General features: G+C 65.3%; 20 protein-coding genes, 1 pseudogene and 1 riboswitch. Of the genes and pseudogenes, 7 read left to right on the top strand and 14 right to left on the bottom strand.

Going from position 1 to position 24,375, the window contains the following annotated elements; genetic code table 11:
• Positions 1 to 2 precede the first annotated feature (2 nt).
• The 8 genes and pseudogenes from R3X27_RS16170 to R3X27_RS16135 all read right to left on the bottom strand — a co-directional run bounded on the left by R3X27_RS16170 (position 3) and on the right by R3X27_RS16135 (position 8,909).
• Complete coding sequence (locus tag R3X27_RS16170) at positions 3 to 263, bottom strand: YrhK family protein (RefSeq protein WP_317709913.1); 261 nt, start codon at positions 261 to 263, stop codon at positions 3 to 5.
• Entirely contained in the window at positions 263 to 871 is a 609-nt protein-coding gene (gene cobO / locus R3X27_RS16165) for a cob(I)yrinic acid a,c-diamide adenosyltransferase (protein WP_317709912.1), read from the bottom strand. The genes R3X27_RS16170 and cobO overlap by 1 nt, the downstream gene beginning before the upstream one ends.
• Positions 868 to 1,503: a nucleotidyltransferase family protein gene (locus R3X27_RS16160; protein WP_317709911.1), complete on the bottom strand. Its 636-nt coding sequence runs from the start codon at positions 1,501 to 1,503 to the stop codon at positions 868 to 870. The genes cobO and R3X27_RS16160 overlap by 4 nt, the downstream gene beginning before the upstream one ends.
• Positions 1,500 to 5,232: pseudogene (gene cobN / locus R3X27_RS16155) on the bottom strand (cobaltochelatase subunit CobN). Before cobN ends, R3X27_RS16160 begins: the two are co-directional and overlap by 4 nt.
• Positions 5,233 to 5,688 carry a GNAT family N-acetyltransferase gene (locus R3X27_RS16150; RefSeq protein ID WP_317709910.1) on the bottom strand — a complete coding sequence of 152 codons (456 nt, stop codon included), beginning with the start codon at positions 5,686 to 5,688 and terminating at the stop codon, positions 5,233 to 5,235.
• Complete coding sequence (gene cobW / locus R3X27_RS16145; RefSeq protein WP_317709909.1) at positions 5,685 to 6,764, bottom strand: cobalamin biosynthesis protein CobW; 1,080 nt, start codon at positions 6,762 to 6,764, stop codon at positions 5,685 to 5,687. Before cobW ends, R3X27_RS16150 begins: the two co-directional genes overlap by 4 nt.
• 105 nt (positions 6,765 to 6,869) lie before the next feature.
• Positions 6,870 to 7,066, bottom strand: a riboswitch (cobalamin riboswitch).
• Positions 7,060 to 7,824 carry a cobalt-precorrin-6A reductase gene (locus tag R3X27_RS16140; protein WP_317709908.1) on the bottom strand — a complete coding sequence of 255 codons (765 nt, stop codon included), beginning with the start codon at positions 7,822 to 7,824 and terminating at the stop codon, positions 7,060 to 7,062. Its footprint overlaps the riboswitch before it by 7 nt.
• Positions 7,821 to 8,909, bottom strand: a complete 1,089-nt coding sequence (locus R3X27_RS16135) for a cobalt-precorrin-5B (C(1))-methyltransferase (RefSeq protein ID WP_317709907.1) — start codon at positions 8,907 to 8,909, stop codon at positions 7,821 to 7,823. Before R3X27_RS16135 ends, R3X27_RS16140 begins: the two co-directional genes overlap by 4 nt.
• A gap of 99 nt (positions 8,910 to 9,008) precedes the next feature.
• Here R3X27_RS16135 and cobA point away from each other — a divergent pair, with 99 nt between their 5' ends.
• The 3 genes from cobA to R3X27_RS16120 all read left to right on the top strand — a co-directional run bounded on the left by cobA (position 9,009) and on the right by R3X27_RS16120 (position 12,603).
• Positions 9,009 to 9,869, top strand: a complete 861-nt coding sequence (cobA, locus tag R3X27_RS16130; protein ID WP_317709906.1) for a uroporphyrinogen-III C-methyltransferase — start codon at positions 9,009 to 9,011, stop codon at positions 9,867 to 9,869.
• Positions 9,866 to 11,155, top strand: coding sequence for a cobyrinate a,c-diamide synthase (locus tag R3X27_RS16125; protein WP_317709905.1), 1,290 nt, complete (start codon positions 9,866 to 9,868; stop codon positions 11,153 to 11,155). Before cobA ends, R3X27_RS16125 begins: the two co-directional genes overlap by 4 nt.
• A 278-nt stretch (positions 11,156 to 11,433) precedes the next feature.
• Complete coding sequence (locus R3X27_RS16120) at positions 11,434 to 12,603, top strand: lytic murein transglycosylase (RefSeq protein ID WP_317709904.1); 1,170 nt, start codon at positions 11,434 to 11,436, stop codon at positions 12,601 to 12,603.
• A 266-nt stretch (positions 12,604 to 12,869) separates the two neighbouring features.
• Here the strand turns inward: R3X27_RS16120 and smc are convergent, their stop codons facing one another.
• Positions 12,870 to 16,325: a chromosome segregation protein SMC gene (gene smc / locus R3X27_RS16115; RefSeq protein ID WP_317709903.1), complete on the bottom strand. Its 3,456-nt coding sequence runs from the start codon at positions 16,323 to 16,325 to the stop codon at positions 12,870 to 12,872.
• Positions 16,326 to 16,559: 234 nt separating this feature from the next.
• On the opposite strand from smc, the gene R3X27_RS16110 reads away from it, so the two are divergent.
• On the top strand, positions 16,560 to 17,780 hold the full coding sequence (locus R3X27_RS16110) for a TsoY family (seleno)protein (RefSeq protein ID WP_317709902.1): 1,221 nt from the start codon (positions 16,560 to 16,562) through the stop codon (positions 17,778 to 17,780).
• Between the two features lie 150 nt (positions 17,781 to 17,930).
• Here R3X27_RS16110 and R3X27_RS16105 read toward each other — a convergent pair whose 3' ends face one another.
• Entirely contained in the window at positions 17,931 to 18,113 is a 183-nt protein-coding gene (locus R3X27_RS16105) for a zinc-finger domain-containing protein (protein ID WP_317709901.1), read from the bottom strand.
• A 114-nt stretch (positions 18,114 to 18,227) separates the two neighbouring features.
• On the opposite strand from R3X27_RS16105, the gene R3X27_RS16100 reads away from it, so the two are divergent.
• On the top strand, positions 18,228 to 19,172 hold the full coding sequence (locus tag R3X27_RS16100) for an ABC transporter ATP-binding protein (protein WP_317709900.1): 945 nt from the start codon (positions 18,228 to 18,230) through the stop codon (positions 19,170 to 19,172).
• Positions 19,173 to 19,175: 3 nt separating this feature from the next.
• Positions 19,176 to 20,231 (top strand): ATP-dependent carboxylate-amine ligase, encoded by a 1,056-nt coding sequence (locus tag R3X27_RS16095; RefSeq protein WP_317709899.1) that lies wholly within the window; start codon positions 19,176 to 19,178, stop codon positions 20,229 to 20,231.
• 82 nt (positions 20,232 to 20,313) lie between these two features.
• Here R3X27_RS16095 and R3X27_RS16090 read toward each other — a convergent pair whose 3' ends face one another.
• Both R3X27_RS16090 and R3X27_RS16085 read right to left on the bottom strand, forming a co-directional pair.
• A complete protein-coding gene (locus tag R3X27_RS16090) occupies positions 20,314 to 20,697 on the bottom strand; it encodes a histidine triad nucleotide-binding protein (protein WP_317709898.1) in 384 nt (127 codons plus the stop codon).
• Between the two features lie 19 nt (positions 20,698 to 20,716).
• A complete protein-coding gene (locus R3X27_RS16085) occupies positions 20,717 to 22,291 on the bottom strand; it encodes a DUF5928 domain-containing protein (RefSeq protein ID WP_317709897.1) in 1,575 nt (524 codons plus the stop codon).
• A 141-nt stretch (positions 22,292 to 22,432) separates the two neighbouring features.
• Between R3X27_RS16085 and R3X27_RS16080 the strand changes: the two genes are divergently transcribed.
• Complete coding sequence (locus R3X27_RS16080; RefSeq protein WP_317709896.1) at positions 22,433 to 23,251, top strand: sulfotransferase family protein; 819 nt, start codon at positions 22,433 to 22,435, stop codon at positions 23,249 to 23,251.
• Between the two features lie 105 nt (positions 23,252 to 23,356).
• Here R3X27_RS16080 and R3X27_RS16075 read toward each other — a convergent pair whose 3' ends face one another.
• Together R3X27_RS16075 and R3X27_RS16070 are read right to left on the bottom strand one after the other, a co-directional pair.
• Positions 23,357 to 23,611 carry a DUF2798 domain-containing protein gene (locus tag R3X27_RS16075; RefSeq protein WP_317709895.1) on the bottom strand — a complete coding sequence of 85 codons (255 nt, stop codon included), beginning with the start codon at positions 23,609 to 23,611 and terminating at the stop codon, positions 23,357 to 23,359.
• Positions 23,612 to 23,740: 129 nt separating this feature from the next.
• Complete coding sequence (locus R3X27_RS16070; protein ID WP_317709894.1) at positions 23,741 to 24,319, bottom strand: DUF1285 domain-containing protein; 579 nt, start codon at positions 24,317 to 24,319, stop codon at positions 23,741 to 23,743.
• Positions 24,320 to 24,375 lie beyond the last annotated feature (56 nt).

Raw genomic sequence — 24,375 nt, 5'->3', positions numbered from 1 at the left:
GCTCAGCTCTCTCCTTCGGGCAGCGGCAGCCGCGCGATGTGGAACTCGCGCAGGAACCGCACCAGCGGCTTGGCGGCGAAGCAGAGCGATCCCACCAGAAAAAGCCAGGTGCCCGGGATCATCCAGGCTTCGGAGAAGAACATCACGCTGCCGACAACGAAACAGAGCGCCGCGACGAGGTCGATTACCGTGTAGAGCTTTTCATAAAAGCCGTAGAGGCGGATATGGGCGTCGCTGGCGCTGTGGAGCCGGGGATCGAACATCAGAACTCGACGCCCGCCTGCGCCTTCACGCCCGAGCGGAACGGGTGCTTGAGCAGCTCCATCTCGGTGGCCAGATCGGCCGCCTCGATCAGCGCTTCGCTGGCATTGCGTCCGGTCAGAACGACATGGGTCATCGGCGGCTTCTCGGCCTTGAGGAAGGCAATCACCTCATCCACATCGATATAGTCATAGCGCAGCGCGATATTGATCTCGTCGAGCAGCACCATCCGGTTGCCCGGGTCGCGGATCAGCTCTTTGGCCTTTTCCCAGGCCGCCTGAGCCATCTCGATATCGCGGGACTTGTCCTGCGTCTCCCAGGTGAAGCCTTCGCCCATCGTGTGGAACTCGCAAAGGTCACCGAAATGCCCTTGGATCAGGTTGCGTTCGCCGGTCTCCATGCCGCCCTTGATGAACTGCACAACCGCGCAGGGCATCTCATGGGCGATGCAGCGGAAGATCATCCCGAAGGCGGCCGAGCTCTTGCCCTTGCCCTTGCCGGTATGGACGATCACCAGTCCCTTTTCCTCGGTCTTGCCGGCCATGATCTTGTCGCGGGCGGCTTTCTTCTTGGCCATCTTGGCGTTGTGGCGTTCGACATCGTCGGTCATGAAATACTCTCCTGTTGAAACGCGGTCTCTTCGGGCCATCGGACAAAGTCCAGCTCCGGCCAGAGTGCTCTCTGGCGGGCGGCCTTTGCCTCATGGGTCTTGCGGTTGGGCAGGGCGAGGTTCGGCACCAGCCGGAAGGCAAAGATATCGTCGAGCCCGTAAGGCGCATAGAGGGTCAGGCGGTCGTCCGCCTCCAGCCGCAGCCCGACCGCATGGGTCTTGCAGGCAAAGCGGTCGATCCCCTCGGCAGAGTTGCCAAGCGCGGGATAGGCATGACCGAAATGCCGCTCATACCACAGATGCACCCGCGCCTGGTTGCGCGTCTCGACCGGCGGATCGCCCGGAACGGCTTGCGCCACGCGGTGGATGACCCGGTCCTCGGCTTCATAGCTGGTGTCTGGGTCGAAATAGAACAGGTCGATATCCTTGACGCCATACATGTCCGGCCGGCCGGTGAGCTGGTTCCAGGCGGTGTTGTAGATCGCCCCGGAGACGATCCACCAATCGGGCAGATCGAGGTCCCGAACGGCGCGCAGCACCTGCATGAGGCGCGGCGAGGCGTGGGTGATTTCCTCCAGCGCGTGGGTCTGCGCTTCCGGCGCGGCCCCCGCATGGCGCAGATGTGCGCTCATCGCGCAAGCTCCGCCAGATGCGCCCGAGCCGAGTTGGAGCGCGGCACCCAGAGCCCGCGCTCGATGGCCTCCTCGAAGCGCTCGGCCATCTCCCGGAGCGCCGGCGCGTTGGCCTCCTCGATGAATTCCCGCGTTTCGTCATCGGCGAGATAGGCCTCGTAGACGAGGTCGAAATGGTGGTTGCGGACGGATTTTGTCGTGGCGGCGAAGGCGAAGAGATAGTCCACCGTCGCGGCCATCTCGAAGGCGCCCTTGTAGCCGTGTCGCTTCACGCCCTCGATCCATTTCGGATTGACCGCGCGGGCGCGCACGACCCGGCCGATCTCCTCGTCCAACGTGCGGATCACCGGGCGTTCGGGGCGGGAATGGTCGTTGTGATAGATCTCCGGCGCTTCGCCGCGCAGGGTCTCGACCGTCGCCGCCATGCCACCTTCGAACTGGTAGTAATCGTCGCTGTCGAGGATGTCATGCTCGCGATTGTCCTGGTTCTGGACCACCGCCTCGACCTTGCCGAGCCGTGTGGCGAAATCCTCCTTGGCGTGCGCCCCGTCGGCACCCTCGCCATAGGCATAGCCGCCCCAGGTCAGAAAGGCGCCGGCCAGATCGCCCCTGTTCTCCCAAAGCTTCTCGTCGATCATTGCCTGCAGGCCCGCGCCGTAAGCCCCCGGCTTGGAGCCGAAGACACGGAAGCTCGCGCGGGCTTCCCCGATTTCCGTCGCCTCGGACCTGTAGCGTGCAGCGGCCGGGTTGTCGGCCTCCGCTTCGTCCAGCTCCATGACCGCCCGCGCGGCCGAAGCCACGAGGTCGATCTGCGCCGGGAAAGCGTCGCGGAAGAAGCCCGAGACCCGCAGGGTCACGTCCACCCGAGGTCGCCCGAGGGCGGTGGCGGGAATGATCTCGAACCCGGTCACCCGGCCCGACATCTCGTCCCATTTCGGCTTCACGCCCATCAGGGCCAGGGCTTGCGCGATGTCATCCCCGCCCGTGCGCATATTCGCGGTGCCCCAGGCCGTCAGCGCCATGGCGCGCGGCCAGTCACCATGCTCTTGCAGATGCCGGTCGATCAGCAGGGATGCGGATTTCCAGCCCAACGTCCAGGCGGCACGCGTCGGGATGGCCCTGCTGTCGACGGAGAAGAAATTGCGCCCGGTCGGCAGGACGTCCAGACGCCCGCGCGTCGGCGCTCCAGAGGGGCCAGGGGGCACATATCGCCCGTCCAGCGCGGCAAGGATGCCCTCCAGCTCGGACTTCCCGGTTCCGGAAACCACGCCGCGCAACCACGCCTGGATGCCGTCCAGCACCGCCGCCGAATGCGGCCCCGGCGCCTCGGAAATCTCCCCGCCGACCAGAGCGGCGGCAAAGAGTTCCAGACGTTCTACGCTGTCACCAGCGGTCCGCCGTGTCGCCTGCGTCAGCAGGCGGCACCACCAAATCCGACAGTCCGGCTGGGCGCGGTCCATTCCATGACGCGGCCATGTCGCAATTCAGCGGATCGAACTGCATTCCGAAATCGGCCGCCAGCGCGCGCAGGAGAGAGGCGTCCCGCTCCGTGCCGTCACCGCGCGGCACACGGGTCAGCGCAACGAGCAGATCTGTTGCCAAACGACCCTGCGGCGCCTGTCCGAAGATATGCAGCCCGTCGCGGATCTGGCTTTCCTTCAACTCGCAGAGATAGGCGTCGAGTTTCTGCAGGCGGCTATCGGAATCGTCGCCCAAGGCAACGCCTGCATCCACGCCCAAGCCCGTTGCTTCCATCAGCGACAGGATCTCGTCGCGCAAGTAGGAGATCCGGCGGGGGTCCACGCCAGCGGCCTGGTAATACTCGTCCACCAGCGCTTCGAGGTCGCGCAGCGGCCCATAGGTCTCGGCGCGTGTCAGCGGCGGTGTCAGGTGATCCACGATCACCGCCTGGGAGCGGCGCTTCGCCTGTGTCCCCTCGCCGGGGTCGTTGACGATGAACGGGTAGACATGCGGCACCGGCCCGAGTGCCACTTCCGGGAAGCATGCCTCCGACAGCGCCACCGCCTTGCCGGGCAGCCATTCAAGGTTGCCATGCTTGCCCATATGGACGATGGCATCGCAGCCAAAAGCCTCGCGGCACCAGATATAGAAGGCGAGGTAGTTATGCGGCGGCACGAGGTCCGGTGCGTGATAGGTCTCTTCGGGGTCGATATTGTAGCCCCGTGCGGGCTGGATGCCGACCAGCAGATTGCCATAGCGCAGGATCGACAGCGCGAAACCCTCGCCGTCGAGGAAGGGGTCGTTCTCCGGCGCGCCCCAGCGATCCTCCATCGCCTGGCGGGTTTCCAGCGGCAACCCGTCATAGGCTGTGCGGTAGGCGTCCAGTGACAACCGTTCGCCGCCCTGACGTGTCGCGCGGTCGGTCAGCCAATTGGTCGGACCGGCGAGGATCTGTTCCATCAGCGCGGCCGAATCCGCCGGCGCATCCTCGACCGCGTAGCCCTCTGCTTTCAAAGCCTCGAGTACCGTTACCGTCGAAGCCGGCGTGTCCAGCCCGACGCCATTGGCCAGTCGGCCATCCTTGTTGGGGTAATTTGCCAGAACCAGTGCCACGCGCCGCTCGCCCGGCGATTTGCGTCGCAACCGCGCCCAATTCGCCGCCAGATCGGCCACGAACTGCACCCGGTCGCCGCGCGCACGGTAGGAGGCGATGGCGCATTCCGTCGCTTCATCGAAATAGGCTTGGCTTTTGAAAGAGATCGCGCGGGTCAGGATGCGCCCATCGACCTCCGGCAGCGCCACGTTCATTGCGATGTCGCGCGCCGCAAGCCCGCGCTCGGCTTCTTCCCAGGCCTCTTCCGAGCCGCCTGACAGCACAACCTGCAGGACCGGTGCGCCCGGCGCATCCAGCACGGTTGCCGGCCGCTCACCCTTCCACTGCGCAGGATCGGGCGAGGAGACGGCAAAGCTCGTCGCGTTCAGCACCACATCCGGCGCATGCTCGGCAAAGATGCGCTCCAGCGTCGAGATCGAGACCGGGTCTTTCAGTGAGGCCACGAAGACCGGCAGCGGGTTCAACCCACGCCTGAGCAGCGCCTTCACCAGTTGGTTGATCGGGTGCAGCCCCGCCCCTTGCAGCAACGCACGGTAAAAGGAAATCGCGACGACCGGCGCGCCTTCTGTCCAGTGTTGGCGCAGGACATCGAGATCCGCCCGCGCCTCGCCCGGCCAGTACAGGCCGGCGCGCAGAAGCGGTTCGGCCTCGGAGGGGCGCTCGCCCTTCTCAAGCATGTGGGAGGCGAGTTGCAACAGATGGGCGGCGTTCTGCGGCCCGCCTTCGATGCAATAGGCCCAGAGCGCCTGCCAGTCCCGTGTCGAAACAGTGGAGAGCGAAAGCAATTCCTCATCCGGCTTGTCATCGCCCGGCAACAGCGCCAGCGGCACGCCAGCCGCCCGCAGCCGTGCCGCGAGTTGCTCAACCGCATACGTCCAGTATGCCGCTCCGCCCAGAACCCGCACGATGACCAGCTTCGAGCGCTCGGCCGTGTCGCCGATATATTTGTCGACCGAGAATGGATGCGAAAGCCAGCCGAGATTGGCCAGTCGCAGGCTCGGCGCGGCCTCGCCCAGTCCTTGTCGCGCCTCCGAGAGCGCGGCCAGTTCCGTGTCCGCCGCCGAGAGGAAGATCACATCGGCGGGCGTCTGGCCGGGATCGACCGGTTCGCTGCCATCCGAAACCTGGCCGGGCGTGGCCGCGAGCAGATGCATTCAGAGCGCCTTTTCCATGAAGATCGAATGCGGGCTGTCGGGATATTCTCCGAACCGTTCGCAATTGCTGAAGCCATGGCGGCGATAGAGCCTGTGCGCGTGTTCCAGCGTGTTGCCGCTCTCGAGCTTGAGCATCCCGAGATTCCGCTCCTGCGCCACGTCAGTTGCATGATCGACAAGGGCGTCACCGATTCCCATGCCGCGCGCATCCGGGTTGACGAACATCGATTTCAGCTCGCCATAGCCTTTCCGCTCGGCCAGGGCGATGCAGCCGAGACTCCGGCCGCCCCGCTCGGCAACAAAGAAATGGATCCCCGGCATGCAGAGCCCGTCAATCGACAGGTAGTGGTTGGAATCGCCGGGGAACATCGAGTCCAGCAACCCGTGGCTGGCCTGAAGCAGCCCCGTTGCGCCGGCCTCGCGCGGATTGGCGCGGCGGATGGTAAACTCGCTCATGCCGCGAGGGCCTTTTCGATGGCGAGACGGTCGAGCCCGGCCTGTCCGATCACCACGAGCCGTGTCTCGCGGGTCTCTTCGGCGGCAAAGGGGCGGTCGAAATAGCTGTCGATGCGCGGGCCGACAGCCTGGACCGTCAGCCGCATCGGCTTTCCGGAGACGGCCGCGAACCCTTTCAGACGCAGGATGTCATGGGTTCGGATCACCTCGGCCACCTGCTCGGCGAAGGCCGCCGGGTCGGCGATCTCGGGACGGGTGACGACGAAGCTTTCGAACTCGTCATGTCCATGGGCGTGCTCGTGATCATGATCGTCGTGATCATCATGGTCGTCATCATCGTCATGGTGGTGATGGTGATGGACCTCGTGACGGCCCGCCATGTCCTCCTCGGCGCCCATGCCGAGCCCCAGAAGCACCGCCGAATCGACAACGCCCATCTCCGAATGCAGCACCGAGACGCCCTTGCGGACCTCGCCGCGCAGCTTCTCGGTGAGCATGCCGGCTGCCGCGCTTCCCAGCAGGTCGGCCTTGTTGACAACAACCATATCGGCGCAGGCAAGTTGGTCTTCGAAGAGTTCCGAGAGCGGGGTCTCGTGGTCGATCGTGTCATCGGCCTCGCGCTGGGCATCGACCGCCGCTTCGTTGGCGGCAAACCGGCCCTCGGACAGCGCCGGGCCGTCGACCACGGCCACCACGCCGTCAACGGTCACGCGGGTGCGGATATCGGGCCAGTTGAAGGCTCGGACCAGCGGCTGCGGGAGGGCAAGGCCGGAGGTCTCGATGACGATATGGTCGGGAGCCTCGCCACGGTCGATAAGCTTTTGAATCGCGGGGAGGAAATCTTCGGCCACGGTGCAGCAGATGCAGCCATTGGACAGCTCGACCACGTCCTCATCCTTGCAGCCCTCAATGCCGCAGCCCTTGAGGATCTCGCCATCGACGCCGAGATCGCCGAACTCGTTGATGATGAGCGCGATGCGCTTGCCATTCGCGTTTTCGACCAGATGCCGGATCAGCGTCGTCTTGCCGGCGCCGAGAAAGCCGGTCACGACCGTTGCGGGGATCTTCTGTGCCATCGATCTGGCTCCTCAAGCGTTGTTCCCGGGTGCGAATCTTTGCGGGGGGCAGCGGACGCCCGGATTGCCCGGAGCACCCCGCCCGAGCCATATCCCGCACCGGCCTGAAGCCGGCAGTCACGAGGCAGGTCTCCTGGCTCGCGGGTCTCGGCCCACACCCGCCTTCCCGGCTCTCACCAGTGGCGCGGGGTGCCGGCTCGCCGCGTACAGTCGCGGGGGCGGCCGCGTTTCGCCCCCTCGGGGCAGCGCGTTCCCTCTTGGCCCGGAGCGGATCTCCGGGAACCTCGTGGGGCGGTTATGGGGTCCGGTCCGAAGCCGTGTCAAGCGCGAGCAGGTTTGCGATGGCTGCAAGCGCGGTAGCGCTGTCATGGATGGTGTGCCCATCTGGCGGGAGTGCAGGGCGGTCGATCATCAGGACCGGGATACGACAGGCGACGGCGGCGTCGAGCTTGGCCCGTCCCGCGCCGCCGGAGTTCTTGCTGACCAAGTGGGTGATGGCGTGAGTCTCGATAAAGGCGCGTTCCTGCGCCTCGCTGAAGGGCGGTCGGGCGAGGATCTGGTCGACATGTGGCGGCAGATCCTTCAACGGCTCGATGGCGCGCAACAAGAGCGTGACGTCAGGCCGCGAGCCGAGTGCCGGTGCGGAGCCGGAACCCGTCGTCAGAAAGGCGCGCGCGCCGCGTGGCAGCGCCGTGATTGCGGCCTCCAGACTTGGGACGTGCTGCCAGTCTTCGTGTGGACCGGCTGTCCAGCCCGGGCGCTCCATCCGCAGGAGCGGGATGCTGGCATGGCTGGCGGCCAGCGCCGCATTGGCCGAGATCCTGGCGGCGAAGGGGTGAGTCGCATCGACCAGCAGGGAGACGCCTTCGTCTCGCAGCCAGGCGGCCAGCGCGTCCGCCCCTCCGAAGCCGCCAAGGCGCAGCTGGCCGGGATAGGCGGCCGGGGCCCGGGTCCTGCCGGCGAGGGACACCGTCAGGCGCAGGGGATGTCGAGACAGCGCGTTGGCGAGATCGCGCGCCTCCGACGTGCCGCCAAGCAGCAGGAGATGCGCATTGTTCACGGCGCCCGCGCTCCGTCGGCATCGGCCAGGGCGACGAGGGCACCGGCGCGGTCGATCATCAGGATGTCGACCGTGATATCGGCTTTCGACACCACCGCCTGCGCTCTGTTCCGTGCGGCTTCTGCGATGGCACAGGCCAGCGGCGCGCCGACAATGCCGAGCGCCTGGTTGGCGGTGTTGCACCCCGCGATTTCGGCTCTGTCCGCGCCAAGTGTTGCCGCAAGATCGGCCAGCGCCTCGAAATCGACTTGCGAGCGGGCGGAATGCAGATCCATCGCACCCTGCGCCAGCTTGGTCAGCTTACCGAAGCCGCCGGCGATAGTGACGCGCGGGGCAGGGTGTCGGGCGAGGTATTTCAGCATTCCGCCTGCGAAATCGCCCATGTCGAGCATGGCGTGGTCGGGCAGGCCGAAGCGTGCCTGCGCAACCTTCTCGGATGTGGCGCCCGTGGAGCCGCAGACATGGGGCAACCCGGCGGCGCGGGCAACATCGATGCCGCGATGGATCGAAGCGATCCAGGCCGCACAGGAGAAGGGGCGGACAATGCCGGTCGTTCCGAGAATCGAGAGCCCGCCAAGGATGCCGAGGCGCGGGTTCCAGGTCTTCTCCGCGATGGCGGCACCGTCCGGAATGCTGACCTCGATGTCGAAATCGCAGGGAATCGCGGCGGCTGCACAGAGATCGCCAAGCGCGCGGGTCATCATTTCGCGCGGGACAGGGTTGATCGCCGCTTCGCCCGGCGGGATCGGCAGGCCGGGGCGGGTCACTGTGCCGACGCCCTCGCCGGCAATAAACCGCAGGCCATCTCCCGACGCGCCCGCCCGCACGGTCACAGTGATCTGTGCGCCATGGGTCACGTCCGGGTCGTCCCCCGCATCCTTGATGACCGAAGCCCGCGCCCAGCCTTCGCCCGACTCGGCGGCCACCAACGCGAAAAACGCCGTTTGGCCCCGGGGCAGCGTGATTTCGACCGGATCGACCCATTCGCCCGTCACCAACGCGCCGGCGGCGGCGGCGGCGGCGGCCGTGGCACAGGCGCCAGTGGTGTAGCCGGTGCGGAGGGGGCCTGTCGGTTTCCTGCTCATGGAGCGAGGTATAGCCGGATTGCGACATGTCGCGACAGGGCGAAAGAAGGACGCCCGTGGATCTCGCCATTGCCGCTGCGCAGCGATAAGGTGCGCGCCATGACGAATGAGACCGCTATCACGCTTCCCGATCACGATTGGCCCGAATTCCCGCCGGGCCTTGTCTGGCTTGTTGGTGCGGGGCCGGGCGAGCCTGGCCTGTTGACGCTGCAGGCGCTGTACGCGCTGCGCGAAGCGGATGTGATCGTGCATGACGCGCTGGTTGACCCGCGGATCCTCGAATGGCGCCGCCCGGAGACGGAGATGGAATATGCCGGCAAGCGCGGCGGCAAGCCTTCGGCCAAGCAGCGCGATATTTCGCTGCGGCTGATCGAGCTGTCGCGGGCCGGCAAGAAGGTGCTGCGGCTCAAGGGCGGCGATCCCTTCGTTTTCGGGCGTGGCGGCGAGGAAGCGCAGACGCTGGTGCAGGCCGGCGTGCCGATCCGCGTGACGCCGGGCATCTCGGCGGGCATTGGCGGGCTGGCCTTTGCCGGCATCCCCGTGACCCATCGGGACGTCAATCAGGCGGTGACTTTTCTGACTGGACATGACCAGTCCGGCGCGACGCCTTCGGCCATCGACTGGCCTTCCATCGCCAGGGGCAGCCAGGTGATCGTGATCTATATGGCGATGAAACATCTGAAGCAGATCACCGGAAATCTTCTTGGTGCCGGGCGCGCGGCCGACGAGCCTGTCGCCATTGTCTCCAATGCGACTCGTCCGGAGATGCGCGTACTGGAAACGACGCTGGGCAAGGCTGCGGCCGATGCACAGGACCATGGCATGGAGGCGCCGGCGATTGTCTGCGTCGGTCGTGTGGTGGCGCTGCGTCAGGTGATCGACTGGGCCGGGCAGCTGCGCGGCGAGCCGGTGCGGGATCTCGATCCGCTCGGAACCGGAGGGACCCGGCAAGTCTCATGAGCGCGCGCGGCTTCGTGATCGCCGCGCCAACCTCGGGCGCTGGCAAGACAACGGTGACGCTTGGCTTGCTCCGGGCGCTGAAGCGGCGCGGCATTGACGTGCGCGCGGCCAAGAGCGGCCCGGACTATATCGACCCAGCCTTTCACGAAGCCGCCTGCGGCGCGCCATCGGTCAATCTCGATGCCTGGTCGATGCCGCCGGAAGCGCTGCGGGCGCGGGCATCCGCGCAGGGGGGCGAGCTGCTCGTGGTCGAGGGGGCGATGGGCGTGCTCGACGCAGGGCGTGACGGCAAGGGTTCGGCAGCGGATCTCGCGGAGGTGCTGGGACTGCCCATCTTGCTGGTGCTGGACGTTGCCAAATCCGGGCAATCGGCGCTGCTGCCGGCGATTGGGCTGCAGGCGTTGCGGCCGGACCTGCCGTTGGCCGGGGTGATCCTGAACCGCGCCGGGACCAAGGCACATGCCACGATGGCTGCGCGGCCGCTCGACGAGGCGGGAACGACCGTTTTCGGCGCCCTGACCCGCGACACCGCCCTGCACCTGCCGGAACGGCATCTCGGCCTCGTGCAGGCCGGCGAGACGGAGGGGCTCGACGCCTTCCTCGACCGCGCCGCCGACCGGGTTATCGCTTCTCTGGATCTCGACGCGATCCTCGACGCCGCGGAGCCGCTCCCTTCGGGCGAGGGCGACTTCGCCCGCCTGCCGCCACTCGGCCGCCGGATCTCCGTCGCCTCGGACGCCGCTTTCGCCTTCGCCTATCCGCATCTGCTCGCCGACTGGCACGCGCAGGGCGCGCAGATCCTTCCCTTCTCGCCGCTTGACGACAAGGGCCCGGACCCGCTCTCCGACGCGGTCTACCTGCCCGGTGGCTATCCGGAACTCTTTGCCGGACAGCTCGCCGGTGCTGGCAAATTCCGCAGCCTGATGCGCGACGCGGCCGAGCGCGGGGCGCGGGTCTATGGCGAATGCGGGGGCTTCATGGCGCTGGGGCAGGGGCTGATTGATGCGGAGGGCGAGCGGCACGAAATGCTCGGTCTGCTCCCGCTCACGACCTCCTTCCGGCAGCGTAAACTGACGCTTGGCTATCGACGGCTGACGCCGATGCCGGGCGCCCCGTGGAAAGGGCCGCTGCTGGGGCACGAGTTTCATTATGCGACCATTCTGCAGGAGGGGGCTGCGGCACGGCTCTTCGTTGCCAACGATGCCGTGGGTGTGAAACTGCCGGAGATGGGGCTTCAGGTTGGTCGGGTCGCCGGGTCTTATGCGCATGTGATCGGGCCGGGGTGAACGATTGATGCCGCGCTCCCGTCTCAAGACGGGGCATTTGACGTCGTGCCAGCCTTGATCCCCGCACCAAGGGCGCTCAGTCGATACCCGGCCTTCTGCTGGAAATGACCAGCGTTGGCTGATGTCTCGCGGAATAGCCCGCAATGGGACCCCAAGGAGTGCTCCGCGACCTGTCATCCGCGCGCCAACGCTGATCACCAGGAGTTCAACGCCCCGCGCTTGCCCTTGGGCCCGGCTTGACTACTGTGCCCGCCAGACCGAGCCCGGAGCCTCAGAAGATGCACAAGACCGTCCTGACCCTTTTCCTGCTTGCCGCCACACCCGCATTGGCGGACGTCCCCTGCGGCGGATCCTTTGCCGGGTTCAAGTCTGCGATGAAAGCCGAGGCCATCGCGCGCGGGCATGATCCCGCCGCCGCCGACAGCTTTTTCGCCTCCCTGCGGCAAGACCCGTCCGTTCTGAAACGCGACCGCGCGCAAGGCTTCTTCCAGCAGCCTTTCGTCGATTTCTCCCGCAAGCTGATCAGCGCCAACCGCATCGAGAACGGCCGCGCCAACCTCGCGAAACACCGTGAGACATTCGACCGGATCCAGCGCGATTACGGCGTTAGTCCGGGGGTCCTTCTCGCCTTCTGGGCGCTGGAGACCGATTACGGCGCCGTTCAGGGCGATTTCAACACCGCCAACGCGCTGATCACCCTGAGCCATGATTGCCGCCGCCCCGAACTGTTCCAGCCGCAGATCTATGCCGCCCTCGAACTCTATGAGCGCGGCGAGTTCGATCCCGCGACGACCACCGGTGCCTGGGCTGGCGAGATCGGCATGGTCCAGATGCTGCCGAAGGATATCCTCGAGAACGGTGTCGACGGCGATGGCGATGGAAAGGTGTCGCTCAAGACCTCGCCGCAGGATGCGCTGATGTCCGGCGCGGCGATGCTTGCGGCGCTCGGCTGGAGACCAAGCGAGCCCTGGCTTCAGGAGGTCAACGTGCCGAGCGATCTCGACTGGGCGCAGACCGGGCTCACCCATCGCCGCCCGGCCAGCGAGTGGGCAAGCCTCGGTGTGACTCCGCGTGACGGCACGGTTGCGGGGGATCTCCCGGCGGCGCTGATCCTTCCGCAGGGGCGCAAGGGTCCGGCCTTCCTGTCCTATCCGAACTTCGATGTCTATTTCGAGTGGAACCAGAGCTTTGTCTACGTGCTCACGGCGGCCTATTTTGCCAATCGGCTCGAAGGCGCGCAGATTTTCAATGCCGGGAACCCCGATCCGGCGCTCTCCGGTGAGCAGATCAAGGCATTGCAGACCCGGCTGGCCGCGCGCGGGCACGATGTTGGCGGCGTGGACGGTATCCTTGGTGCACAGACGCGTGCCGCAGTGCAGGCGGAACAGCAGCGGTTGGGCCTGCCGGCGGACGCCTGGCCAACCTTGGAGCTGCTCAACGCGATTTGAGCTGGACAAGCGCCCTTGGCAACACGGAGCTCGCACGCCGAAGGCGTGCCACGCCCAACGGGAGGAGCGCATCTACGATGCGTCGACGACGGGCGGGAGTGCCTCCCTCTTCTGTGCAAGACGCCGCTGCTTGACCAGGGCGCAGACGTCGCCCTGATGCCACGCAGCCGCCGCCGTGCTTGGCGTCCAACTGGAGCGATGGATCTTCCGCCGTGTCGAGATGGGTGACAGCGCGAGCCGTCAGGATGACACCGCCGCCCATCTCCTCATGCGACCAGTGCCTCGGCTTTCTTGAGATCGACCGAAACGAGCTGGCTCACCCCCTGTTCCTGCATCGTTACACCGAAGAGCCGGTCCATCCGGCTCATGGTCACGGCGTGGTGGGTGATGATCAGGAAACGCGTATCGGCGCGGGCCACCATCTCGTCCAGCAGGTCGCAGAAACGGGTGACGTTGGCGTCGTCGAGCGGTGCGTCCACCTCGTCGAGCACGCAGATCGGCGCCGGGTTGGCGAGGAAGACCGCGAAGATCAGCGCCATAGCCGTCAGTGTCTGTTCGCCGCCCGAAAGCAGCGAGAGCGTGGAGAGCTTCTTGCCCGGCGGCATGCACATGATCTCGAGGCCGGCTTCCAGCGGATCCTCGCTCTCGATCAGTTCCAGCTTGGCCTCGCCGCCGCCGAAGAGATGGGTGAAGAGCAGGCGGAAATTGCTGTTCACCTCCTCATAGGCGGTCAGCAGCCGCTCCCGTCCCTCGCGGTTGAGGCTGTTGATGCCGTTGCGCAGCGTCCGGATCGCTTCTTCGAGATCCCGCTTCTCCTCGACCAGCGCTTCATGTTCGCCGGCGACTTCCATTGAGTCCTCCTCGGCGCGCAGGTTCACGGCACCAAGCGCGTCCCGGGCGCGACGCAGGCGGGCAATATCGGCCTCGATGGCCTCGGTCGTCGGCATCTTTTCCGGGTCCGCATCGAGCTGTTCGAGCAGCGCGTCGGGCGTGGTCTCCAGCTCCTCGCGGATCCAGGTCACGGCACCTTCCAGCACCTCCTGCGCGGCCTCGGCGCGGGCCTCGGAGGCGGCGCGGGCCTCGCGGGCATGGGAGGCATATTTCTCCGCGTCCCGTTCGGATCGCTCGGCATCGCGGAAGACCGTTTCCGCCGAGGAGAGCGTATCCGCCGCCGCGCGCCGGCGGGCCTCGGCCGCTTCCAGCGCCTCGGTGAGTTTCTCGCGCCGCTCGGCAATCTCTTCCGGCGCGGCGCGGGCCAGTTCGATCTGTTCCAGCGCGTCTTCCTTGCGCTCTTCCAGATCGGCACTGCGGCTCTCGGCGGTGTCGAGCCGCCGCTGCCAACTCTCCATATCGCGCAGGATCTCTTTCAGCCGCCGGTCGCGCGCTTCGCCGACCCGACGCAGCTCGTCCTGTGCCGCCCGCGCGGCCATCATGTCCCGGCGCGAGCCTTCGACTTGCGTCTTGGCCTGTTCGATTCCGAGCCGCGCTTCGGTCAGATCCGGCAGGTCCGCCCGCGCCTCGACGGCCTCTTCCAGTCGCTCGCGGGCCGCCGCTGCCTCGTCGCGATGCCGCGTCACTGCTAGTTCCGCCGCCTCCAGCCGCGTTTCGGCCATGGCACGCTCATTTTCTGCCCGGCTCAGCGACCGGCTTGCGGCGGCAACCTGCGTATCCGCATCCTTGCGCGCCTGTCGCGCCCGCTTGTCGGCGTCGGTCAGCGCCCGGAGCTGCTGGTTGAGCATCTCATGCGCCTGGCCAGCGCCGGCTGCCCGGGCCGCGACCTCTTCGAGATCGCGTTTCAGCTCCACCAGCCGGTTGAGCTGTTCCAGCCGCAAGGCGGCAGCCGAGGGCGCGTCCTCGGCACCGGCGCGGAACCCGTCCCACCGCCAGAGATCGCCTTCGCGGCTGACAAGCCGCTGGCCCGGCCTCAGCGCCGGTTGCAACCGCGCGCCGTCCTCTTGCGCGACGATGCCGACCTGCGCCATCCGGCGCGCCAGCACCTCCGGCACATCCATCCGTGCCGCCAGCGGCTCAACGCCTTCGGGAAGCGCCTGCGCAGCGTCATATTCCGGCAAACGCGCCCAGCCTGACGCCCCCTCGGCCCCGATTTCCGGCGCCCGCAAGTCATCGGCCAAAGCGGCCCCAAGCGCCTTCTCGAAGCCCGCTTCAATCCGCAGGTGATCCATCACCTGGTCGCCCTCGGACGCATCCCGTTCCACGAGACGCGCAAGTGCCCCGACCTCGGCCCGCAGAGCCTGCGCCTCGCCCTCGGCGGCGGAGTGTTCGGCCCGGGCATTGGCCTCGCGGGCGGCGCACTCAGCGCGGGCCGCATCGGCTTCGGTCAGCGCCTCTTCGGCTTCCTCGGCGGCCTCCGTCGCTTCGGACAGCCCCGCTTCGGCCAGTTCCAGCGCTTCGCTTGAGGCGTCCAGCACACCGCGCGCGTGGTCGGCCGTTCCGCCGGCCTTCTGCGCCTCCTGCTCGTTGCGGGCAACGGCGTGCTCGGCCTCCGCCTGCATCCGTTCGGAGGATTGGTGGCGCGCTGAGAGCCGGGCAACATCTTCGGTCAGTTGGGTCAGTTCGTTCTCGCGCCCTTGCAGGTTCGACGCGGCGATCCGTGCCGCCTCGACAGCTGCTGCGAGCTCTTCTTCATGACCCTCCATCGCCTTGGCGAGCTCGTCGCGCTCCTCAGAGAGGCGTGAAATTGTCTCGCCAGCGTCGCGGTTCAGCCCGGACTCGCGCTCGATATCCTTCGACATTTGCAGGATCTGCCGCTCCAGCGTGGCAATTGCCGCCTGTGCACGGGCGTCCTCCTCGCCGATCGCGCCAAGTTCGACCTGAAGCCGTTGCAGCACCGCGGCCGCAATCGCCTCCTCCTCACGCAGGGGCGGCAGGGCGCTGTCGGCCTCTTCGCGCAGCCGTGCCGACTCGACCGCCTGCCGTTCTGCCTTGCCCGCCGCTGTCATCCGCTCGCGCAGCTCGGTGCGCGCCGCTTCCAGAGCGTCCGACGCCTCGCGCCAGCGCCGGTAGAGCAGCAGCCCCTCGGCTGTGCGCAGATCCGTCCCGATGGTGCGGTAGCGCTGCGCCTGCTTGGCCTGCCGCGCAAGCTGCGCCAGTTGTCCGGCGAGCTGTTCGATCACGTCATCGACCCGGGAGAGATTCTGTTCCGCCCCGTTGAGTTTCAGCTCCGCTTCATGGCGCCGCTGGTAAAGTCCGGAGATCCCCGCGGCCTCTTCGAGGATCCGCCGGCGGTTCTTCGGCTTGGCATTGATCAACTCGCTGATCTGCCCTTGCCGGACCAACGCCGGCGACTGGCTGCCGGTGGAGGCATCGGCAAAGAGCATCTGGATATCGCGCGCGCGCACATCCCGCGTGTTCGCCTTGTAGGCAGAGCCCGCATCCCGGGTGATCCGTCGGATCACCTCAAGCATGTCCGATTCGTTGAAGCCCGACGGCGCGAGCCGCTCCGAATTGTCTATGGTCAGGCAGACTTCGGCGAAATTCCGCGCCGGGCGGCTCGCGGCGCCCGCGAAGATCACGTCCTCCATGCCGCCGCCCCGCATCGCCGTTGGGCGGTTCTCGCCCATCACCCAGCGGAGCGCTTCCAACAGGTTCGACTTGCCACAGCCATTTGGCCCGACAACGCCGGTCAGCCCGTCCGCGATCACAAGATCGGTCGGGTCGACGAAGCTCTTGAAGCCGTTGAGTCGCAGCCGGGAGAATCGCAAAGGCCTGTCCTGTTCCTTTTTCAAAGGGTGCTGGAGTTTTGCAAAGCCAGCCCAAGAGTCAAGCGCGGCCGCAGAATGTAGCGAAATCAGGTGAGTTATCCACAATATCTATGCGACTAGCCGCCGATTTGAGGCGCGCGAAAAACAAAACTGAACTGACTAGTTCAAAATGCCTTGCATTATATCTCCTCTGCTGTATTCATATTCCAGAACATGAATACAAAGGAGTGACCCATGAGCACCCCCATCCGACCGTCTGACACCTACTCACCGCTCTATTTTCTCGGCTCGCTCGGCGCGGGCGGCCTGTCGGTGACCTTCTTCATGTATCTCTTCATGTGGGTGCCGCATCCCGGCATTCCGGTGCCGACCTTCGAGCATATCTGGTCCGCGCTGACCGGCGGGTCTGTGTACCAACAGGCGGCGATCCTCATCGCCTGGGCCGGAATCGCCTTCTTCGTCTTCCTCAACCTCAAATACCTGATCTGGAACCTGAAGAGCTTCTCGGCCTTCAAGCAGACGGAGGCCTATGAAAAGCTGCGCAATTCCAATGCCGAGACGACGATCACCGCCATGCCTCTGGCGCTGGCGATGTCGATCAACGGCATGTTCGTGGCCGGTCTCGCCTTCGTGCCGGGGCTCTGGTCCATCGTTGAATATCTCTTCCCGCTGGCGATGATCGCCTTTGGCCTCGTCGGCATCCTGGCGCTGCAGATCATCGGCGACTTCCTCGGCCGCGTGCTGACCAAGGGCGGCGTCTTCGATGTGACGGCGAACAACTCCTTCGCCCAGCTCACCCCCGCCTTCGCGCTCTCCATGGTCGCTGTCGGCTTCGCAGCCCCCGCCGCGATGAGCCACAACACCGTGACCGTCGGCATCGCGCTGGTGCTCTCGACCTTCTTTGCGGTGGCGGCGACGCTCTACATGGTCGTTGCCATGATCACGGCTTTCAACTCGATGCTGCATCACGGGACAGCCAAGGAATCCGGCCCGACCCTTATGGTGATCGTGCCGATCATGACCATCCTTGGCATCACCTTCCTGCGTCAGAGCCACGGTCTGCATACGACCTTCGAGGCCCACACGACTGCCGGCGAAACGCTGATAACGCTTTCTCGCCTGCTGACGATCCAGGTCATCTTCCTGATGCTGGGCCTTCTCGTTCTGCGCCGCCAGGGGTACTTCAAGGACTACGTCTTCGGCTCCAAGACCTCGCCCGGTTCCTACGCGCTGGTCTGCCCCGGTGTTGCCCTCTCCGTCATGCTGCAGTTCTGGCTGAACAAGGGGCTGGTGGCGGCCGGCGTCGTCGACAAGTTCTCCCTCTCGTTCTGGATTGTGTCCGCCATCGCCGTTGCCTTCCAGATCGCCATGATTGCGCTGGTCCTGCGGCTCAACAAGCAGCATTTCGGACGCGCTTCGAGCGACAAGGACGGGGTTGCGGTCCCGGCCGAGTAAGACACTATCCGAGACCACTCACGCAATGGACGGGCGGCTTGCGAGCCGCCCGTTTGCTATTTGAGAAGGCCAGTGAATGTCGGTTTCCCCCGCCAACGGCAAATCTGATGCAACTGCAGGGATGATCCGTCCGGGCGGTTCTTGTCCGGGCTAGTCTGTCTCGGCCTTGCTGGCGGAGACGAATCTCTTGCCGCAATAGGGGCACTCGACCTCGCCGGATTCGCCAAGGGTCAGCCAGATGCGGGGATGGCCAAGCGCACCGTCGCCGCCGTCACAGGCGACACGGGAAGCCGTTACGACTTCGGTCTCGGGAGGCTGGGGGTTCACGGACATCGACAGGCTCCTGCGATTCTTGTACGCGGCGCGCTTGTGAGAGCAGGCTGCGCGGAATAGGTTCGCGGCATCATAGGGAACGCCCGCGCGCGGGCAAGTGCCGGAGCGCCGCATATGAGCCAATTCGCCATCGAGATCGAAGGCCTCTCCAAGACCTACGAGGCCCGCAAGGGCGAACCTTCCAAGGAGGCGCTCAAGGCGGTGGACCTGAAGGTGCCGCGCGGCTCGATCTTCGGGCTGCTTGGGCCGAATGGCGCCGGCAAGTCGACGCTGATCAACATCCTCGCCGGGCTGGTGCGAAAGAGTGCGGGCAATGTCCGGATCTGGGGCTTCGATCAGGATGTGAACCCTCGCCAGAGCCGGGCCGCCATCGGGGTGATGCCACAGGAGCTCAATCTCGACCCGTTCTTCACCGCCCGCGCAGCTCTGGACGTGCAGGCGGGGCTCTATGGCGTGCCGAAGCGGGAACGGAAGACGGAGGAAATCCTCGAGCTGATCGGGCTGACCGACAAGGCGGACGCCTATTCGCGTACGCTGAGCGGCGGCATGCGGCGACGGCTGCTCCTCGGCAAGGCGCTGGTGCACAATCCGCATGTTCTGGTGCTCGACGAACCGACCGCCGGGGTCGATATCGAGCTGCGCCAGATGCTGTGGGCGAATGTGCGCAAGCTGAACGCAGAGGGGATGACGATCATCCTGACCACACATTACCTCGAAGAGGCCGAGGAGATGTGCGACGAGATCGCCATCATTCACAATGGCGAGAAGATTGCCCACGAGCCGACGGGGCAACTCATCGGCCGGCTGGACGCGAAGACGCTGGTGATCCAGCCCGAGGGCGAAGCACCGGCTGACCCGGCCTTGCCGCCGGAAGTGAGCGTCGAGCCGCGTCCGGGCGGCGCTTTGGCCTTCTCCTATCGCCGCTCGCAGACCTCCGCTGAGGAGGTGCTCGACGCTGTTCGCGCCGCCGGCATCCGCATTCAGGACGTGGCCTCCGAGGATCCGAAGCTGGAGGATATCTTCCTTGCCCTGACCGCCGGCGGCCATAAGGCGGCCTGACGGGTGCTGCGTCTCGTCCCGCCCGACGCTGCCTTGCTGGCGCGGCTACCGCCCTTCACCGCGCTTCTGGCCGAGGCTGCGGACCGGCTCGACGCGCGGCTGGAGATGGATGCGCAATTTGGCTTCATCGGACGGTTGCTAACGCGCGATGGCCGCGTCCTGCCGATCCATGGCAAGAGCCTTGGACTGAACCCGGATGCCGCCGCCCAGATCGCGGCCGACAAGGATTACACCGCCCGCTGGCTTGCCGCGGAGGGGCTGTCCGCGCCGGCGGGCCAACTCGCTTTCTCGCCCACCTATCATGCGCGAATGGCGCTCAAGAATGCCGAGACCGCGGGGCGCCTGCCCGGGCTGGACAGCGCCGAGGCCTTTGCCCTAGCGCAAGGCTATCCGGTCATCGTCAAGCCGAACTCCGGCTCGGAGGGCCGCGACATACATCTCTGCGAAAACCGGGACGCGCTGCGGGAAGCCCTCCTGCGTGGTTTCGAGACCGACGAGATCCTTCGCGTCGAGCCTCTGATCGCCGGACGGGATTACCGCCTGCTCGTGCTGGACGGGCGGTTGCGCCTTGCCTATGAGCGCCGGCCGCTGGCGGTCACGGGAGACGGGTGCAGCCCGCTTTCCCTGTTGATGAATAACCGTCTGGAGGATCTTGCCCGTCAGCATCGCGGCGCCAAACTGCTCCCCGACGATCCGCGTATCCTGAGCTGCCTGACCCGCGCGGGACTGACGCCCGGCACGATCCCCGCGGCAGGCGCGCGGGTCCCACTGCTGGACAATGCGAACCTCTCGACCGGCGGCGAACTTGTCGACCTGTCCGGCCAGTTGCCATCCGAGGTCGAAGCCCTGGCCATCCGTGCCGCCGCCTGCCTCGGCCTGACGCTGGCAGGGATCGACATCCTCGCGCCGGACCTGGCCTCCGGTCTCAGTGGCGCCGCGATTCTCGAAGTCAATTCGGCCCCGGGCCTCGACTATTACGCCGGCGCGTCGCCCAAACACCATGCCCGCGCCGGCGAGATCGTCACGGAGATGCTGCGTCTCCGTTTGTCCCGGCCCTAATCGCAGGACAAAGCACCCGCAGCCCGAAGGGCGCAGGAGGAATGCGCCGCAGGCGCGCCTTCGAATACTCGTCTCGACAGTCTCAGCCGGCCGGGGGCAGCATCCGCCCGAGCACCCGTCCGCCCAGCACATGCACATGCAGATGCGGCACTTCCTGGACCCCGTCCGGGCCGGCATTGGCGATCAGCCGGAAGCCGTTGCCGCCCTCGCCGGGCTGAACGCCGGTCATCTTGCAGATCTCGCCCACCGCGCGCGTGAAATCCACGATCTCCGCTTCCGAGGCTTCCATCGCGAAATGGTCGTAGCAGACATAGGGCCCTTTGGGGATCACCAGGACATGGACCGGCGCCTGCGGGTTGATATCGTTGAACGCGAGCGAATGCTCGGTCTCCAGCACGGGGGCGCTCGGAATCTCTCCACGCAAAATCTTGGCGAAGATATTCTGCGCATCATAGCTATAGGCCATCAGCCAGCCTCTCCTTGGATCAATCGTCAAATAGATGGTCGGTCAGTGCAATCTGCCGCGCCGTCTCCTCCGGTATAGAGAGAAATGCCGAGAGCGACAGGGTATTCTCACGCTCTGTCGCCTCCTGCCGGAGGACGTGGAGATGTTCGAAACCGGCATCGCGGATCTTGTCGGATTCCTTGGCGAAGTCGCGCCGCAGCGTCGCGAGCAACTCCGACATCGAGTCGTGGCTGCGCCCTTCGCCGGCCAGCCCGATACGGCTTGCATGACCCGCAAGGAAAAAATCGTCGATGTCGCACTGGATTTCCAGCATCCGCACCGTCGCCCGGTCGCCATCGAAATCCTGCATCATCTCGATCATCGAGGAATCCAGGCAAATCGCCATCTTGTTGCTCTGGTGATATCCGAACAGCATCGAGACCAGCACCCGGCGGTGCCGCGCCCGCTTCTCGACATCGGATTCGATCCCGCCGAGATCGGGCAGGCCCGCGTCGCGCTCATTGAAGAGATAGCCGACCGCCGGGATCTCCGTATGACGTCGGATCGCTTCGACGAGCCGCTTGGCGACATGCCATTTCTTGCACACGATGAGCAGCAATTCCTTGTCTCGCCCCAGCCCGCCGCTTTCCCAGAAGCGGGGCGCAAAACGCAGTCCCTTGCGGCCTTGTCCGGTCAGGTAGCGAAACAGGTTCCGCCCTTCGTTGGAAATCTGGAACGTCTCGCCGGTGGCCGAATAGAGCTGCCCGAGACGGGTCTTCAGTTCCTTCGCTTCCGGGCTGATCTTGCGCGCGAACAGCGCGTCTTGCGACAACAGCAGGTCATGCTGATCGTTGTAGAAGTTCACCGGCATCCCGTAGTCGGAGAACATCAGGAACGTCAGTGTCCGCGGTCGAATCTCTTCGCGCGCCACAAGGTGCCGCACGGCCGTCTGAAAGAAGGTCTCGTCCGGAATCCAGGTGGTGGAGAAGAAGCGGATGACGTCGCGCCGCTCGCGGCAGAACTCCAGCACGGCCTCGACGGTCGACCGGCGCAGGCACCACCATTGTGAGCCGATCATCATCTTCAGGTCTTCGGGGATCGCCCGTTTGAGGCCGAGACGTTTCTGCAACTCGAAGCTGGTATAGAAGAGGCGGCTGCGCTCGCGCTCGTTGAAGAAATGCCGATAGATCAACCGCTCCTCAACAAAGCCGGTCTTGATCCAGCCGCTCTCGAAATAGTCGAAGGATTCGATGTAGTCGACATCCTCCGCCGCGAGGAAGGCATGGGCGTATTCGGCAGACTTGATCGGCATGCAGTCGCCCGAGAGCATGTAGAAATGGGTGGCCGCCGGAAAGGCCGACACGGCCGATTTGACCGCCTCCAGCGTCGCCGCGACGAGACTCCACTCGCCCCAACCGCATTTCAGCCGGCGCGCCGCGAAAGTCACGTTCCCGTTGTCAGCCAGCGCGGCGCGGATCTTCTCGAATGCCGCCGCCGGGGCGCTGGCGTCGAAATGGATCGACAGGCAATCGCCGACAGCCGTCAGTCGCCGTGCCTGGGCGATGATGGCGTCAGGATCCTTGTGACAGAGCAGGATATAGGCAATCTGGACCATTTCGGAAACGATCTTCGGAACTTGCGGGGCATTGTTCAAAGCTGATACCGCGAACCCGGATTGAATTGACAGAGTTTGTTTGCTTTTTTGTGAGCATTGTCGAAAAGACAGCTCGGCACAGAGAAATCAGAGGAAAACGCGATGGGATTTCCCGGCACCTGGATGACAGAGAGCGAGAGCATGGTCTATCGCGTGGTGCCAAAATGTGCCTGCTCGACCATCGGCCAGATCATGTTCTACTCGGATCATGGCCGCTTCTTTGACGGCGATATCCACGACTCGACATCCGGTTTGCACAAATGGGCGCAAGAAGAGAGCCAGACGGCTATCGAGGCCAATGTGAAGGCGCACAGCTCTCCGAGCTTCACCTGCGTGCGCAACCCCTATACCCGCATCCTGTCCTCCTTCTTCGACAAGATCGCCGGTATCCAGCGCAACGGGCGCCGCTATCGCGGAAATCTCGTCCCGACTTTGGTGCAGAAATACGGGATCGAGGTCGGCTCGCCCGAGGACGGGTTCGATTTCGACCAGGTGAAAAGCTTCCGTCGCTTCCTTCTGTTCGCGCGCGACACGATCCGCTTCCGCCGGCCGATGGAGCCGGATATCCACTGGTCCGCCATGTCCGGCCATATCTCGACCTTCATCTGCAATGGCGGCCGCTACGATCACATCTTCTGGACCGAGGCCTTCAATGACGGCATGGCGAAGGTGCTGGACGGTGTGGAGGCGGCTCATCCGGTCGATCTCGGCGCCATCCCGCGCTTTAACGAGAGCGAGGGGCACGGGCCGAAGCGGGCGCATCCGGTCGAGGATTATTTCGACGACCTGTCGATGCATCTGGTCTACGAGATCTACAAACGTGACTTCGATCTCTTCCGCTATGATTTCGAGAATCCGGGCAACAAGATGCCCGCAGGCGAGATCGATCTCGACGAGGTCCACGCCAAGCTCGGGCGGTAGCGCAGGGGGGCGTCCCAATCAACGCTGAGCTTCAATGTCTCCTACCGGCTCATCGAGCTTCTGTCAGGTCGGGTGCGCGGCGTTGACCAACCGATCTTTCCCAATTCAGGCGGTTCCCTTGCTCCGCTGCGGCTTTTCCTCAGCAATTGCCAGTGAAACGAGTCGACGGGCGAGGGGCGCGACAACCGTGACAACGGGGAAGGCGATTGCCCAGGAGGTCAGCCAGTTGGCGATCCAGATCGACATGAAACTGTCGATCAGGCCGAGGGCACGGTAGGTCGAGACCCCCGAGATGATGAAGGACATCATGCAGGAGAGCGTCGCGGAGAAGGCATAGGGTTCAAAACGTTTCGGGATCATCGGGCTGTCCTGTTTTCGGTTTTCCACCTCCTAAACGGACGCGGCGCCGTGTGAAATACGCAGGATCGCACAGGGCAATGTTCAATCCTGCCGGCAGGAATGCAGAGCTTACTGTGCATTTCCGCACATCTATGGCAGGTCTGCGGATGGGATGACGGGGAAGAAACTGCCGCCCGACCAGAGACCGAACCACGACTCGCCGCCCTGCACATGGTGTTCGCCCAACTCGACCAGCCGATAGAAGCTCTTGCGGTCGATCAACGCCTCCAGGTTGACCCGAACCAGCACATAAGGCGACGGCTCGCCGGTCTCGGGGTCGCGCTCGACTCGGATCGGGTGCTCGGGGCCTGCGGTGACGATGTCACCGACATTGGTGGTGAAGGTGAGGACCTGGTCGGCACCGGTGCCTGCGGAATTGGCGTCGATGGCGAGGAACGGGGCGTCCTCGACGCGAATCCCCACCTTCTCTACCGGCGTGACGAGGAAATAGGCGTCGCCATCGCGGCGCAGGATGGTAGAGAAGAGCTTCACGAGCGGTGCTCTGCCGATCGGTGTGCCCTGGTAGAACCACGTTCCGTCGCGACGGATTTCCATGTCCAAATCGCCACAAAAGGGCGGGTCCCAGAGATGAACCGGCGGCAAGCCGCCAGATTTCGCGGCGTCTCTGGCTGCTTTCGCGAGGCTTTCGGCCGAAGGTGCCTGGCTCATTCTCCCCGTTCTCCTTTTTGTCATTTGTTCCCTGCGAAATATCTGCCTTACTGGGG

The organism is Tropicimonas sp. TH_r6 (assembly GCF_033101155.1).
In the GTDB taxonomy this organism is placed as follows: domain Bacteria; phylum Pseudomonadota; class Alphaproteobacteria; order Rhodobacterales; family Rhodobacteraceae; genus Tropicimonas.
Note: the sequence above shows the minus strand (reverse complement) of the source record. Positions and strands in the feature narration are given on the sequence as shown.